General features: G+C 39.4%; 10 protein-coding genes and 1 tRNA gene. 7 read left to right on the forward strand and 4 right to left on the reverse strand.

Going from position 1 to position 13,417, the window contains the following annotated elements:
• The 5 genes from Q1A31_RS12035 to Q1A31_RS12055 form a co-directional block, all read left to right on the forward strand.
• Positions 1 to 210, forward strand: a 210-nt coding sequence (locus Q1A31_RS12035) for a hypothetical protein (RefSeq protein WP_299876673.1), incomplete at its 5' end; no start/stop codon positions are given.
• A gap of 298 nt (positions 211 to 508) precedes the next feature.
• A complete protein-coding gene (locus Q1A31_RS12040; protein ID WP_299876676.1) occupies positions 509 to 1,375 on the forward strand; it encodes a hypothetical protein in 867 nt (288 codons plus the stop codon).
• A 128-nt stretch (positions 1,376 to 1,503) separates the two neighbouring features.
• Positions 1,504 to 2,949 carry a lytic murein transglycosylase B gene (gene mltB / locus Q1A31_RS12045; RefSeq protein ID WP_299876679.1) on the forward strand — a complete coding sequence of 482 codons (1,446 nt, stop codon included), beginning with the start codon at positions 1,504 to 1,506 and terminating at the stop codon, positions 2,947 to 2,949.
• Between the two features lie 152 nt (positions 2,950 to 3,101).
• On the forward strand, positions 3,102 to 4,694 hold the full coding sequence (locus Q1A31_RS12050) for an ABC-F family ATPase (RefSeq protein ID WP_299876681.1): 1,593 nt from the start codon (positions 3,102 to 3,104) through the stop codon (positions 4,692 to 4,694).
• 19 nt (positions 4,695 to 4,713) lie between these two features.
• Complete coding sequence (locus Q1A31_RS12055) at positions 4,714 to 5,463, forward strand: 5'-methylthioadenosine/adenosylhomocysteine nucleosidase (protein ID WP_299876684.1); 750 nt, start codon at positions 4,714 to 4,716, stop codon at positions 5,461 to 5,463.
• Positions 5,464 to 5,544: 81 nt separating this feature from the next.
• Here Q1A31_RS12055 and Q1A31_RS12060 read toward each other — a convergent pair whose 3' ends face one another.
• From Q1A31_RS12060 to Q1A31_RS12070, 3 genes are all read right to left on the reverse strand, one after another.
• The gene (locus Q1A31_RS12060; protein WP_299876687.1) at positions 5,545 to 6,342 is read right to left on the reverse strand and encodes an undecaprenyl-diphosphate phosphatase; all 798 of its coding nucleotides are present in this window, start codon (positions 6,340 to 6,342) and stop codon (positions 5,545 to 5,547) included.
• A gap of 117 nt (positions 6,343 to 6,459) precedes the next feature.
• Complete coding sequence (gene pckA / locus Q1A31_RS12065; protein WP_299876690.1) at positions 6,460 to 8,061, reverse strand: phosphoenolpyruvate carboxykinase (ATP); 1,602 nt, start codon at positions 8,059 to 8,061, stop codon at positions 6,460 to 6,462.
• A 385-nt stretch (positions 8,062 to 8,446) separates the two neighbouring features.
• Positions 8,447 to 8,523, reverse strand: a tRNA-Arg gene (locus Q1A31_RS12070).
• A gap of 132 nt (positions 8,524 to 8,655) precedes the next feature.
• Between Q1A31_RS12070 and Q1A31_RS12075 the strand changes: the two genes are divergently transcribed.
• Positions 8,656 to 9,279, forward strand: coding sequence for a hypothetical protein (locus tag Q1A31_RS12075; RefSeq protein ID WP_299876693.1), 624 nt, complete (start codon positions 8,656 to 8,658; stop codon positions 9,277 to 9,279).
• 132 nt (positions 9,280 to 9,411) lie between these two features.
• Here the strand turns inward: Q1A31_RS12075 and mutS are convergent, their stop codons facing one another.
• Positions 9,412 to 12,045, reverse strand: coding sequence for a DNA mismatch repair protein MutS (mutS, locus tag Q1A31_RS12080; protein ID WP_299876696.1), 2,634 nt, complete (start codon positions 12,043 to 12,045; stop codon positions 9,412 to 9,414).
• A 191-nt stretch (positions 12,046 to 12,236) separates the two neighbouring features.
• On the opposite strand from mutS, the gene Q1A31_RS12085 reads away from it, so the two are divergent.
• Positions 12,237 to 13,391, forward strand: coding sequence for a hypothetical protein (locus tag Q1A31_RS12085; RefSeq protein WP_299876699.1), 1,155 nt, complete (start codon positions 12,237 to 12,239; stop codon positions 13,389 to 13,391).
• The last annotated feature ends 26 nt before the right edge of the window (positions 13,392 to 13,417 follow it).

Consider the following 13,417-nt stretch of genomic DNA (forward strand, 5'->3'; position numbering starts at 1 on the left):
GTGAAACGTGTCATCGCCGATGATAGTGTGGGGCTTCCCCATGTGAAAGTAGGTCATCACCAAGTTATTATCCTAAAAGCCTGTCTAGCAATAGACAGGCTTTTTTTATGCCTGCGATTTAGGGAAACATCAGGTTTATACACCGAGCATGTAACACCATCTACTATCCCCAAATCCTACGTTATGGCTTTTATATGTGAGGTAACGTGACTCTATAAGGAGTTTATCTATTAAAATAAGGGTATTACTACGCTATATAAATAAAGGTAGATATACCTCACATAGATAAAAGCTTGAGGAATTTACTGTTTACGGATTTTTATAAAAATAAAATTGTCTTATATTTAGTCTTTAGGTAAACAGCGCCCAGCCACAGCTAAGTGATATAGATAGAAAGTGCCTGAAAGTAGGGGGGTGACCTGTAATTAATATTAAAGATGTAATATATATTAGAGTATGCTAATATAGTGATTAAGATCAATGAATAGAGTTATTATTAGGTATAAATATGAAAAATACAAACTTACAGTTTTTACTATTTTCTTCCTTGCTGGTATTCGCGAGTGGAGTAAATGCTGACAACCGCCTGGTTTATCCGCCGGCTGATAACTCTCAAATATATGAATATCCACCAATAAACTTTGGAAGTGCGCCAGTAGCAAACTCCAGTATCCCTTATCCTTCAATGAATAGTGCACCAGTTTATAACCAACAAAAGTTTACTGGTAATAGACCAGCACAAAACAATGGTTATCAAAACCGCATGCTTCCACAAAACGCTATGACTAATGGTATGCCGATGAATAGGATGAACCCTTATCAAACTAATAATGGTTTTCCAATGGCTAATAATATGCCATTTAATAATAATTCGAATAATGGTTTTAATCCATTCTCTGGTGGCAATATGCCTTTTGGTAATAATTCGGGGAATAGCTTCAATCCATTCTCAGGTAATAATATGCCTTTCGGTAATAATTCTGGCAATAGTTTTAATCCATTCTCTGGTGGTAATATGCCATTCGGAAATAACTCAAACAATCCAATGAGTAATATGTTTGGCAACAACAATGCTAATAATAACACTATGCCTTTTTTCGGAAATACTCGTAATCCAAATCGTAAAAAAGCTTGGGGTGATACAAGAAATATCTGGCCTGATTTTTATACAGATTTTACAGATGATGCCTGGGATACGATGTCTAGTGGGCCACGTGATTTGGGTACAATGCCGGGTGGCTGGCGTTTTCCTCATATCAGTACACCTGATCCAGTCACTGTTTCAGATGCCATTACTAATCAGTTCCCGCCCATAGCTGAAGAAGCTGGCAATATGATGGATTTTTCTGATTGGGGTGTTTTTGACGATAAGTAAAAGTAAAAATTATGATGTTATTAATCGCTTTATTATTTTAAGTTAATACTCATTCAGCTAGCATTTATATAAATGATGTAAGATATTCCCTAAGATAGTCAAGGATGAGTTATCAAGGGGAATAAATAATGAGCATCGTAAAAATGCTAGCGGGTATCAGTATTTGTATTGCTGTAGTCAATATGACATCTTGCAGCAATACTAAAAATGATACAAAGCCAGCTACAAAAGTAAAACCAGTAAAACATCACGTTAAAGCTGATACAAAACAAAAACAACAATACGCTAAACTACTAGATATCTGGGAAAAGCAGGGTTTAGTAAAACCCAAAACAACACAAAATATACGTACTGCAACTGCTAAGCCAGCAAAAAAACTAGCTCAGTCTAAAGCAACCAATAAAGTTTCATCAAAAGTAGCACAGCAAAAAGTTGTCTATGAGAAACGGAGGCCACCTGCTAGAAACAAGATAGTACGAAATAACACAGCCAAAAAACCAGTAAAAAGCAGTTATCGTACCCCGTCTCACAGAGCTCCTGTTAAAAATATAAAATATGCCTCTCTTTCTGGAGATTATGTTAATAATCAACAGACGCATGCTTTTATTAATAAAATGGTAAACAAGCATGGGTTTGATCGCGGATATTTGAATTACCTTTTTGCTAATACTGAAGCAACTCCATTCTTGAAACGCATGGCGTACTCTGATGCAAAAGGCCCAATAAAATCCACTAAAAAATCACGTTCTGGTCGTTGGAATAGATACCGTGGGAATTTCTTGACCGAAAAAACAATAAGCAAAGGCGTTCAGTTCTGGCGTGAAAATAGAGTTGCTTTACAACAGGCTGAGCAAAAATACGGAGTACCGCAAGAATACATTTTAGGCATCATTGGTGTTGAAACTCGCTATGGTGGTAATGTAGGTAAAAATAGAGCGATTGATGCTTTATCTGCAATGGGCTTTGATAATGCTCGCCGAGGAAAATATTTCCAGAGTGAATTAGAAAGCTATTTGTTGATGACGAGAAAAGAAGGACTAGATCCTCTTAAACCAATGGCATCTTATGCTGGAGCACTAGGTCTTTGTCAATTCATGCCAAGCAATATTAAGCGATATGCTGTTGACCACGATAGAAATGGTCATATAAATCTCTGGACTCCTAAAGATGCTATTGGCAGCGTAGCTAATTACTTTAAAAAGCATGGTTGGAAAACAGGCGGTACAGTCGCTGTTCGTGCTTCTTCTAAAAACAGTAGTTACAAATCACTGCGTACAGGTTTTAAATCTAGTCATAGTTTAAATAGCCTTAAAAGTAGGGGGGTGTCTGCTGACTATCTGGGTAATATCTCTGGTAAAGCAAGTCTAATCAAACTAAACACGTATAGTGGTGATGAGTTATGGCTTGGAGGTCATAATTTCTACGTGATTACGCGCTACAATCATAGTAGTCATTATGCAATGGCTGTTCATCAGTTAGCTGAAGCAATTGATGCGCGTATTGGTGGGAAAAGTGTCATTCGACAGGCGTCTATTGATTCAGAGTTAGATGAATATAGAGCGTTACTGGATTAAGCCTCGATTAGTACAGCCTAATAATGCTTGATTAGAGCTAGTATAAATCTATAATGCACAGTCTTCTTTATTTAGAAGACTGTGCTTTTTTTTGCCCGTCTTTTTTATACTTAAATATACGATCTTCAACACAACTAATTTAGGTAATCGTTTTGATTTCAGCTTCTAATATCACAATGCAGTTTGGCGAAAAGCCATTATTCGAAAATGTATCTGTCAAATTTGGCAACGGTAATCGATACGGATTGATTGGCGCAAATGGGTGTGGAAAGTCCACATTCATGAAAATCTTAAGCGGTCAATTAGCGCCTACTGCCGGAAACGTGACAATTGATCAGGGTATTCGTTATTCGGTATTAGGACAGGATCAATTCGCATTTGAAGAATTCAGTGTGCTAGATACCGTTATCATGGGTGATAAGAAACTTTGGGCCATCAAAGAAGAGCGTGATCGGATATATTCATTGCCAGAAATGAGTGAGGAAGATGGGATCAAAGTCGCAGATTTAGAGATTGAATTTGGCGAAATGGATGGTTACACCGCAGAGTCACGCGCGGGTGAATTATTACTAGGGCTGGAAATATCTGAAGATCAGCATTGGGGGCCGATGAGTGCGATAGCTCCGGGTTGGAAACTTCGTGTTTTACTTGCTCAAGCCTTATTTGCTGATCCTGATTTATTATTGCTGGATGAGCCAACCAACAACCTTGATATAAATACCATACGTTGGCTAGAAAAAATCCTAAATAATCGAAAAAGTACCATGGTAATCATCTCCCATGATCGCCATTTTTTGAATAGTGTCTGTACCAATATGGCTGACTTGGATTATGGCGAATTACGCATGTTCCCGGGCAATTATGACGAGTACATGACAGCAGCAACACAAGCACGCGAGCAACTACAAAACGAGAATACGAAAAAGAAAGCTAAAATTGCAGAATTACAACAATTTGTAAGTCGTTTCTCGGCGAATGCATCAAAAGCAAAACAAGCTACATCGCGCCAGAAACAATTAGATAAAATTGAGTTAGCGCATATCAAACCGTCTAGTCGTGTTAATCCTTACATCGTTTTTGAACAAGAAAAGAAATTGTTTAAAAATATACTGGAAGTGAAAGGCCTAAGTAAAAGTTACGATGAACCACTCTTCCGTGATATTGATTTGATGGTTGAAGTAGGTGAACGTATTGCGATTATCGGGCCAAATGGTATCGGTAAATCTACTCTTTTACGTTGCCTAACAAATGATATACAACCTGATAGTGGCATGGTGAAATGGTCTGAAAATGCCACGCTGGGGGTATACGCTCAGGATCACGCATATGAGTTTGAAAATGGTGAATCACTGTATGACTGGATGAACCAATGGCGCAGTGAAGAAGATGATGAGCAATCAGTTCGCTCAGTTCTAGGTCGCCTGTTATTCTCAAAATCACAAAGTGAAAAATCTGTAAAAGTCATATCAGGTGGTGAACAAGGTAGAATGATTTTCGGTAAGCTTATGATGAGGAAGGATAATGTACTTCTGATGGATGAGCCAACCAATCACCTGGACATGGAATCTATCGAGTCTTTGAATCTAGCGCTAGAAAATTACCCGGGAACATTATTCTTTGTCAGTCATGACCGTGAGTTTGTTAACTCACTTGCGACACGTATCATTGAAATGACTCCTACAGGAATCAATCAATACTCTGGTACTTACGATGAGTATCTAGCTAGTCAAAGCCTAGAAGGCTAAATAAGGCTGTTATAAAGCTATGATTGGAATAATGGCTGCAATGCATGAGGAACTCAAACGCATTGTAACCATGCTTGAAGATGTAACAGAAGAAAAAGTAGGCCATAAGATAGTTTATCTTGGCCTACTCAATCAAAAAAAAGTTGTCGTCGTTTTCTCTGGCTGGGGAAAAGTGGCTTCCGCTTCAACGACAACAATGCTTGTCGAAAGATATAGAATCTCAAAGCTCGTATTTACCGGTGTCGCTGGAGCAATTCCAGAATACTTAAAAATTGGTGATATTGTTATTGGGAGTTCTTTTGTACAGCATGATATGGACTGCGCAGGTGTATTGGGTATCAAGCGCTTTGAAATACCGCTTCTATCACTCACTGAAATTTCTGCAGACCCAGCTGATTTAACGTTAGCTAAAAATGCTTCCCAGCAATATATATCCGATGATCTAAATGATGATGTTGAAGCAAAGGAATTATCTAATCTAGGAGTCACGAAGCCAGTTGTTTATACCGGCTTAATTGCGAGTGGCGATCAATTCATTAGCTCGTTGAAGAAACAACAAGAATTATTAGAGGCATTGCCTGATCTGTTGGCTGTGGAAATGGAAGGTGCAGCAGTCGCTCAAGTTGCCCATGAATACTCATTACCTTTTACAGTGATAAGGATTATATCTGATAAAGCTAATCACGATTCTATGATTGATTTTCCGCGTTTTATCGAGCAGGTCGCCTGTCACTTTACTGCGGGTATTGTGAACCGCTTGATCACTTGACATCTATTTACGTTTTAAAAAAGCTAAAACGTAATATCCTTCAAAGTAGGGGGGTGACCTATTACTAGTATTGTTATTGAATTAAGCGTGAGCAGAAGGACTAATAACTCCAGCGTAAATCAAATACAGTAATATTGCTCCAAATATAATCCGGTAGATGCCAAAGCCAACAAAAGTAAACTTCTCTAAGAATCGAAGAAATAATTTCATTGTGAAGTAAGCGACGATGAACGATACAACAAAGCCAACGGCCAAAGTCAACAAGTTTGAATCACTGAAGTCCTTATAGTTTTTTAGTAACTCATAGCCACTCGTTGCAGCCATTACTGGTAATGCCAGCAAGAATGAGAACTCAGCACTGGCTTTGCGACTTAATCCGACTAAAAGTGCACCAACGATAGTAGAGCCAGCGCGGCTTGTTCCTGGGATCAGAGCAAATACTTGAGCAATACCAACCCACGCGGCTTGCTTATAACTAATAGCTTCAACATCTAGCGTTTTAGCAACGGCATTTTTCTGAAAGTATTCAATAATCAAAAAGACGATGCCACCGATAATAAACATGATCGCAACGACTTGAACTGAAAAGAGCATTTTGATTTGGTCTTTAAATATAAAGCCAATGATTGCTAAAGGTAAAAATGCGATAAGAATTTTTACCCATAAATCGAAATGTTTGGGGTGAAACTTATCTTTGTAATTGGCAATAACAGCGAGAATCGCTGATAACTGGATAATTATCTGGAAGGCGGTATTCTCTTCGGTCTGCGGTAAGCCCATTAATTCCGAGCCCACTATTAAATGACCTGTAGAAGATATGGGTAAAAACTCTGTGATACCTTCGATGATGCCTAGAATGACGGCATGAATGATTTCCATCTAGTAAATCCCACTCTAAAATATAAAAAAGTGGGATTGTACACCAATCTAAGATGAAACTAACTATCATCTTAGATTGCTTAAAACTAAGTTTAACTAAATAAAATTAGTTGTTAGTTAGTCAATAGTTGGAGAGGCAACCAGCAATGATTTTCCTTCAGGAATATCTGTGTATTTCTCGAAGTTATCGATAAATAATTTTGCTAAGTCTTTAGCTTTGGTATTCCATTCTTCAGCATCCGAGTACGTATCACGAGGATCAAGAATTTCTGGGTTTACGTTATCTAATTGTACTGGCACTTTAAGGTCAAAGAACGGAATTGACTTTGTTTCTTGTTCGTCGATGCTGCCATCTAGAATAGCGCTGATTATTGCACGAGTATCTTTGATGGAAATTCGTTTGCCAGTACCATTCCAGCCAGTGTTTACCATGTAAGCTGTCGCACCAGATTGTTCCATACGCTTAACTAGAGTAGCCGCATATTTACTTGGGTGTAACGATAGAAAAGCAGCGCCAAAACAAGCAGAAAACGTTGGAGTCGGCTCTGAAATGCCACGCTCAGTTCCAGCTAGTTTTGCTGTGAAGCCTGATAGGAAGTGGTATTGCGTTTGCTCTGGTGTCAAAATAGACACAGGAGGTAAAACACCGAAAGCATCTGCCGATAAGAAAATAACTTTATTTGCAGCGCTACCTTTTGATTGAGGCTTTACGATGTTTTGTATGTGGTAGATTGGGTATGAAACACGAGTGTTTTCAGTTTTTGATCCGTCATGAAAATCAATCGTGTTATCTTCGCGTGTTACTACATTTTCGAGTAATGCATCACGGCGAATTGCCTGATATATTTCTGGCTCTTGCTCCGGGTCGAGACTAATGGTTTTAGCATAACAACCGCCTTCAAAATTGAAGATGCCGTCATCATCCCAGCCGTGTTCATCATCACCGATTAAAGCACGTTCAGGGTCTGTAGAAAGGGTTGTTTTACCGGTGCCAGATAAGCCAAAGAAAATTGCAGAATTTCCGTCTTTTCCAATGTTTGCAGAACAATGCATAGAAGCAATGCCTTTGAGTGGAAGTAGGTAATTCATAATCGAGAATAAACCTTTTTTCATCTCTCCGCCGTACCAGGTGCCTCCGATTAACTGGATGTTTTTGGTTAGATTGAAAGCAACGAAGTTTTCAGAATTCAACCCCTGTTCTTTCCAGTCAGGGTTAGTGACGCTTGCACCATTCATAACCGTGAAGTCTGGCTCGAATGTTTCTAGCTCTTCATCAGTAGGGCGGATAAACATGTTTTTAACAAAGTGAGCTTGCCATGCAACCATGGTGATAAAGCGTACGCTTAATCGAGAGCTTTCATTTGCACCACAGTAAGCATCGACAACAAATAAGCGTTTGTTTGATAACTCATCTACAACTAGTGTTTCAAAATGCTCCCAAAGCTCAGGCGTAATTGGGTTGTTATCATTTTTGCCTTGATCAGACCACCAGAAAGTATCTCTGGTTACATCGTCACGAACTATGTATTTATCTTTAGGAGAGCGTCCAGTAAAAATACCTGTATCCACTGCGACAGCACCGGTGTCAGTTACCACCCCTTTTTCAAAGCCTACCAGATCTTCACGTGTTTCTTCGTTAAACAGCGTTTCATATGAAGGATTATAGATAACTTCAGATGGGTCTTTAATACCGTAACTACTTAGATCAATGGTTTTCATTCTTATAAGGCTTCCTTAAGATTCTTGTACTCAGTTGTAATCAGTCGATACTTTAGTACGGCTGGGGTGGGCGAGTGTATGGATTTAAATTATTCTGTCAACAAGGATTGAAGATCTAAAGTGTAATTATACTGTGTAAATATAAACAGTATTACACTGACCTGACTCAATTTTTCATATTTACAGCAGTAACTGAAATCTAACTTATATGAAATATTAATGAATTGATTAATATCAGTCTCGACTTATAAATTTGGTATCGAAAAATAAGGTTTGTTGATTTTGGAAAGGTATTTCGATTTTCATCCATTGAAATTTAGCGGATATGATTACCAGGAACGCTTAAAGAAGTGAAATGAGGAGGGAGATTTGGCGCTGAATAAATTGGCGTCCCGAGGAGGAATCGAACCACCGGCCTGCCCCTTAGGAGGGGGCCGCTCTATCCAACTGAGCTATCGGGACAAAATACAGATAGTATTAAGGAAATACTAAGGCTAAATATTGTTGCTATGTTGCAGGATTGTATCGAACTTTTAGCTCTGTTTCAGAATATTTATTTCTCATTTGTGAATAAGTACTTATACTCCATGCCCTATGGCTTCAATCGACAACAAACTTACAAATAACGAAACACTGATTAATGAGTTTCGCCTGGGGATGGCTGATTTTAATGCGGCGATGAAATCTCGTGAAGAGCTATCTTTGCGAATTGCAAAACGCACGACACAGCTTATCCGGTTTACATTAATTGGTTTGGTTGTCTTGGGCTTGGCGATGTTTATTATGATCTGGACGCTAACTAGTAATATGGCAGACATCACCAATCATATGTCTAAAATATCAGGTGACATGAAATCGATGCGCAATGATTTTCATCAAGTTGCTGGAGATGTTGGTACTATTCGTAAAGACTTCTCAGGTGTAAGTGCAGATATTAAGTTGCTTAATAACTCTGTCACATTTATGCAGCAAGATATGTCGAAGCTTGATCAAAGTGTTGGTTATATGAGTAACAATATCAATACAGTACGAAAAATTCTGGCTCAAATGGATAAGAGTATTCACCGGATAGATGTGAATATCACCGGCATGCGACAAGATGTTAATACGATGACAATCGGTGTTGGTAGAATTTCAGACAATATTGGTTATATGACTAAAAACATTGATACGATGGCTTCACCGATGCGGGTCCTTCCATTTTCCTCTTGGCGCTGATTTGCGAATCGACTGGAAGAATACTAAAAAAAGATGCACTGACATAAAAAAACACCCTAGCTCTGCATAAATTCCAAAACCGTTTTTAAACAACAAAAACAAATTGTCATTCAAAGTAGGGGGGTGATCATATTAATTATCTAATAGCTTTTTTAGCTGATAAAGTTTCTCTAGTGCTTGTTTCGGCGTTAAGTCATCTGGATCGATATCGATCAGTGTGTTTTTAATCTCTATAGCTGATTCATCTTCAATAGCAAAATGATCATCATCTATTGGATCTTCATCAGCAAAACCTAAATTCAAAGACATTGTTTGCCCTGGTTGTGGCTTCTGTCTTGCGTCCTGTTCTAGTTGATGAAGTTTCTTGCGTGCCTGAGCTATTACGCCTTTAGGCACTCCTGCTAGTTGTGCTACTTGCAGTCCATAACTTTGATTCGCGGGGCCGTCTTTTACACTGTGTAGAAACACAATTTTGTCACCATGCTCAACAGCGTTTATATGCACATTTGCTATCGTCGGTATTTTCTCTGGTAGTGCCGTCAATTCAAAATAGTGTGTTGCGAATAAGGTGAATGCTTGTTTCTGCTTTGCTAGAAACTCGGCGAAAGACCACGCCAAAGATAAACCATCAAAGGTACTTGTACCTCGACCAATCTCATCCATTAGCACTAGTGAATTAGCCGTCGCGTTATTGAGAATATTTGCAGCTTCAGTCATCTCTACCATAAAGGTAGATCGACCTGTGCTTAAATCATCGTGCGCTCCGATTCGTGTAAATATTCTATCAATAGGACCGATTACAGCAGATTCTGCGGGTATGAAGCTTCCGATGTGAGCCATTAATACAATTAAGGTAATTTGGCGCATATAGGTCGATTTACCACCCATATTAGGGCCGGTAATCATTAGCATACGGCGCTGATCGTCCATATTTAAGTCGTTAGGTACAAAAGGGTCATCTAAGGTGCTTTCAACCACTGGGTGCCGTCCAGCAACGATATTGATGCCGGGAGCTTCGCTGAGTTCTGGTTTTGAGTAATTAAGTAATACTGCGCGTTCGGCAAAGTTACTCAGCACATCTATTTCGGCAATGTTTTGCGCGGTTTCTCTAAGTGACAGTGTGTATATTGCAAGGTCTTTGAGTAGTGTTTCATAAAGCGCCTTTTCGCGTGATAACGAGCGTTCTCTGGCAGATAGTACTTTGTCTTCAAATTCTTTTAATTCCGGAAGTATAAAACGCTCCGCCATTTTTAATGTTTGGCGACGGATATATTCAGGAGGGATTTCATCGGTGTGTGAACGTGGAATCTCAATATAAAAACCATGTACGCGGTTGTAAGCTACTTTTAAGCTAGAGATGCCTGTTCGTGCTTTTTCACGCGTTTCCAAATCTAATAAGTACTGATCTGAATTTTTACTCAGATTACGTAACTCATCGAGTTCTTCATCAAAGCCTTCAGCGACTACTCCTCCGTCACGAATTAAGACAGGTGGATTTTCTATAATGGCAGAATCAAGCAGAGCCACTAACTCCTGATGCTCATCAATCCCCGTTCTTAGTGTTTCAATGAGTGGGTTATCTAATTGTTTTAAGGTGCTGTTTAACTCAGGGACAACTTTCAGAGAGTCTCTTAGCGTGGATAAATCACGTGGCCTTGCGGTAGCCAAAGCGATTCTGGAAATAATACGTTCGATATCACCGATATGGCGTAATACGCCATGCAGTGTTTCATAGTGGTATTGTTGAATGAAACTATCGATAGCCTGATGGCGATTTCTCAATACGTTTTGGTCACGCAGTGGCTTATTAAGCCAGCGACTTAATAAGCGCCCACCCATACTGGTAGCAGTGTTATCCAATACCGATATCAAGGTATTCTTATGGTCTCCCATAAGGCTATGTTCGAGTTCTAAGTTGCGTCGACTTGCTGCGTCCAGAATAATGCCGTCATCGCTGCTTTCTACTTTTAAGCTGTTAATGTGCGGCAGTGCCATACGTTGAGTTTCATTAACGTATTGCAGCAAAACGCCAGCGGCAGTAATTGCAACGGGGAGATCATCACAGCCAAAACCTAATAAATCTTTAGTGCCAAGTTGCTTTTGTATTAGGTTTCGAGCATTTTCTTCATCAAAGTGCCAAGGTGCTCTTTTGGTAATAGAGTACTGACCCGATAACTTAATTTTGGAATCTTCATTTACGAGTATTTCTGCTGGACGCATGCGTTCAACTTCATTGTGTAAAGCCTCGATGCTATCGACTTGTTGAACAATAAAGCGCCCATTGCTCAAATCGATATACGCCAAACCAAAGTTGCTTAGGTGCTGGTTTGTTGGCTCTGAGATTGCCAGTAATAAATTGTCACGGCGCTCTTCCAGTAAGAAGTCATCAGTGACTGTTCCCGGTGTGAGAATACGAACAACTTTTCTTTCAACTGGCCCCTTGGATTTAGCTGGGTCTCCAATCTGTTCGCAAATACCAACTGATATACCTTGTTTTAGTAAACGCGGTAAATATTGTTCTGCAGCATGATAAGGAATGCCGGCCATAGGAATTGGCTCACCATCTGACTTTCCACGGGCGGTAAGCGTAATGTTTAAAATTTGAGCCGCTTTCTTTGCGTCTTCAAAAAACAATTCATAGAAGTCACCCATCCGATAAAACAGTAAAAGATCTGGGTTTTCAGCTTTGATGCGTAAAAACTGCTGCATCATCGGGGTATGTTTCTGCGTACTTTTCGGTGCAGACTTGGTAGGGGTTTGAGTCATCCGGCTAATTTAACAAATCAGTCTTACAGTGTCACAATAAACTTGGAAATCTAAACAGAGAAATTAGCATTGATGAAACTATTTATTAAGCTTATGTCTAAAAGATTTATAAAAGCAGTCTAAATTATGTCTACAGGATTGCTTATGGTAGAATCATCGCGGCTTTATTATAAAAATTTATGGGGATAAATATGTTAAAGATTAATGGCTTAATAGCATTAACCACAGTTTCATTGTTTGGGCTTACGGCTTGTGGTGGTGGCGGAAGTTCCTCTTCCGTTGTTAAAAAGGATGGTGTTTTCAAAGACAGTAACGTGTCTGGTCTATCTTATGTTTCTGGTGGTCAGGATGGCGTAACAGATTCATCTGGAGGCTTCGTCTACGAAGATGGCGAAGATGTTGCTTTCTCAGTAGGTGTAGTAGCGCTAGGATCGGGTGCTGGTAAAGCGGTAATGACACCAGTAGACCTTGTTACAGATGGTACTTTGGCCTCAGCAGAAGTGATCAATAAAGTTCGCTTTTTGATGATGCTTGATAAAGATAATACGCCGAGTAACGGCATCGAAATTTCTAAAAAAGTTCAGGCGAAAGCAGCTAGCTGGACAGCAGTAAATTTTGCTGCGGCTGATTTTCCTACGCAAAATGTGAATAATATCGTAACTTCCGCTTCGGTTGAGGATGGGGTAGTGCACGAACTGCCTGATGCTTTGGCTGCAGCAACTCACTTAAAGACGACATTACTTTGTGCGAATGCGGGTGCTTATGTAGGTTCTTACGAAGGTACAGAATCAGGTAATGTTGCATTAGTCGTAAACCCAGTAACGGGTGAGGTAGCAGGTTCTTCTTATAATCCAGATAACGAAGTATCGGTTGAAATTAGCAGTACTACGGCGCTTGATTATGATATGGGTTTAGAGTTTGTTAGTGCTGAAGATTCTGCAAAAGCATTTTCCGGAAAACTGAATTCTACAGAAGACCTATCAGGTACTTGGGAAAATAGCGCGGATACGTCCCAGAAAGGTACATTCTCTGCAGAGAGATTAGGTGGTGAAAGTGATGCGGTTTATCGTTATACGGTTCCATTTACTGGTGGAGACAAAGGTTTATTTACCTTTGATGTCGACAAATCAAATAATGTGAAGGGTTCTACTTATAGTGTTTCAACAAATGAAGAAAGTGAAATCACAGGTAAGTTAGTAGATAACAAACTTACTGCAAAATCAGCTGATGGCACTGAAATTGATGGTGTTTTAGATGAAGAAACTTTGACCTTGAGCGGAGTCTGGTCGAATGTTACAGATCTGGAGGCAGGTTCTTACGTTGGTGGTGGTTGCCGGCTAAACTAAGCTAGTTCAATAAATTTAAGTCGAAT

Source organism: uncultured Cocleimonas sp., from assembly GCF_947495625.1.
Taxonomy (GTDB): Bacteria; Pseudomonadota; Gammaproteobacteria; order Thiotrichales; family Thiotrichaceae; genus Cocleimonas.

Excerpts from the sequence above, each read along its gene's own strand:
- Q1A31_RS12040 (WP_299876676.1), top strand. The coding sequence starts at position 509 with ATGAAAAATACAAACTTACAGTTTTTACTATTTTCTTCCTTGCTGGTA.
- mltB (WP_299876679.1), top strand. The coding sequence starts at position 1,504 with ATGAGCATCGTAAAAATGCTAGCGGGTATCAGTATTTGTATTGCTGTA.
- Q1A31_RS12055 (WP_299876684.1), top strand. The coding sequence starts at position 4,714 with ATGATTGGAATAATGGCTGCAATGCATGAGGAACTCAAACGCATTGTA.
- Q1A31_RS12060 (WP_299876687.1), bottom strand. The coding sequence starts at position 6,342 with ATGGAAATCATTCATGCCGTCATTCTAGGCATCATCGAAGGTATCACA.
- pckA (WP_299876690.1), bottom strand. The coding sequence starts at position 8,061 with ATGAAAACCATTGATCTAAGTAGTTACGGTATTAAAGACCCATCTGAA.
- Q1A31_RS12075 (WP_299876693.1), top strand. The coding sequence starts at position 8,656 with ATGGCTTCAATCGACAACAAACTTACAAATAACGAAACACTGATTAAT.
- mutS (WP_299876696.1), bottom strand. The coding sequence starts at position 12,045 with ATGACTCAAACCCCTACCAAGTCTGCACCGAAAAGTACGCAGAAACAT.
- Q1A31_RS12085 (WP_299876699.1), top strand. The coding sequence starts at position 12,237 with ATGTTAAAGATTAATGGCTTAATAGCATTAACCACAGTTTCATTGTTT.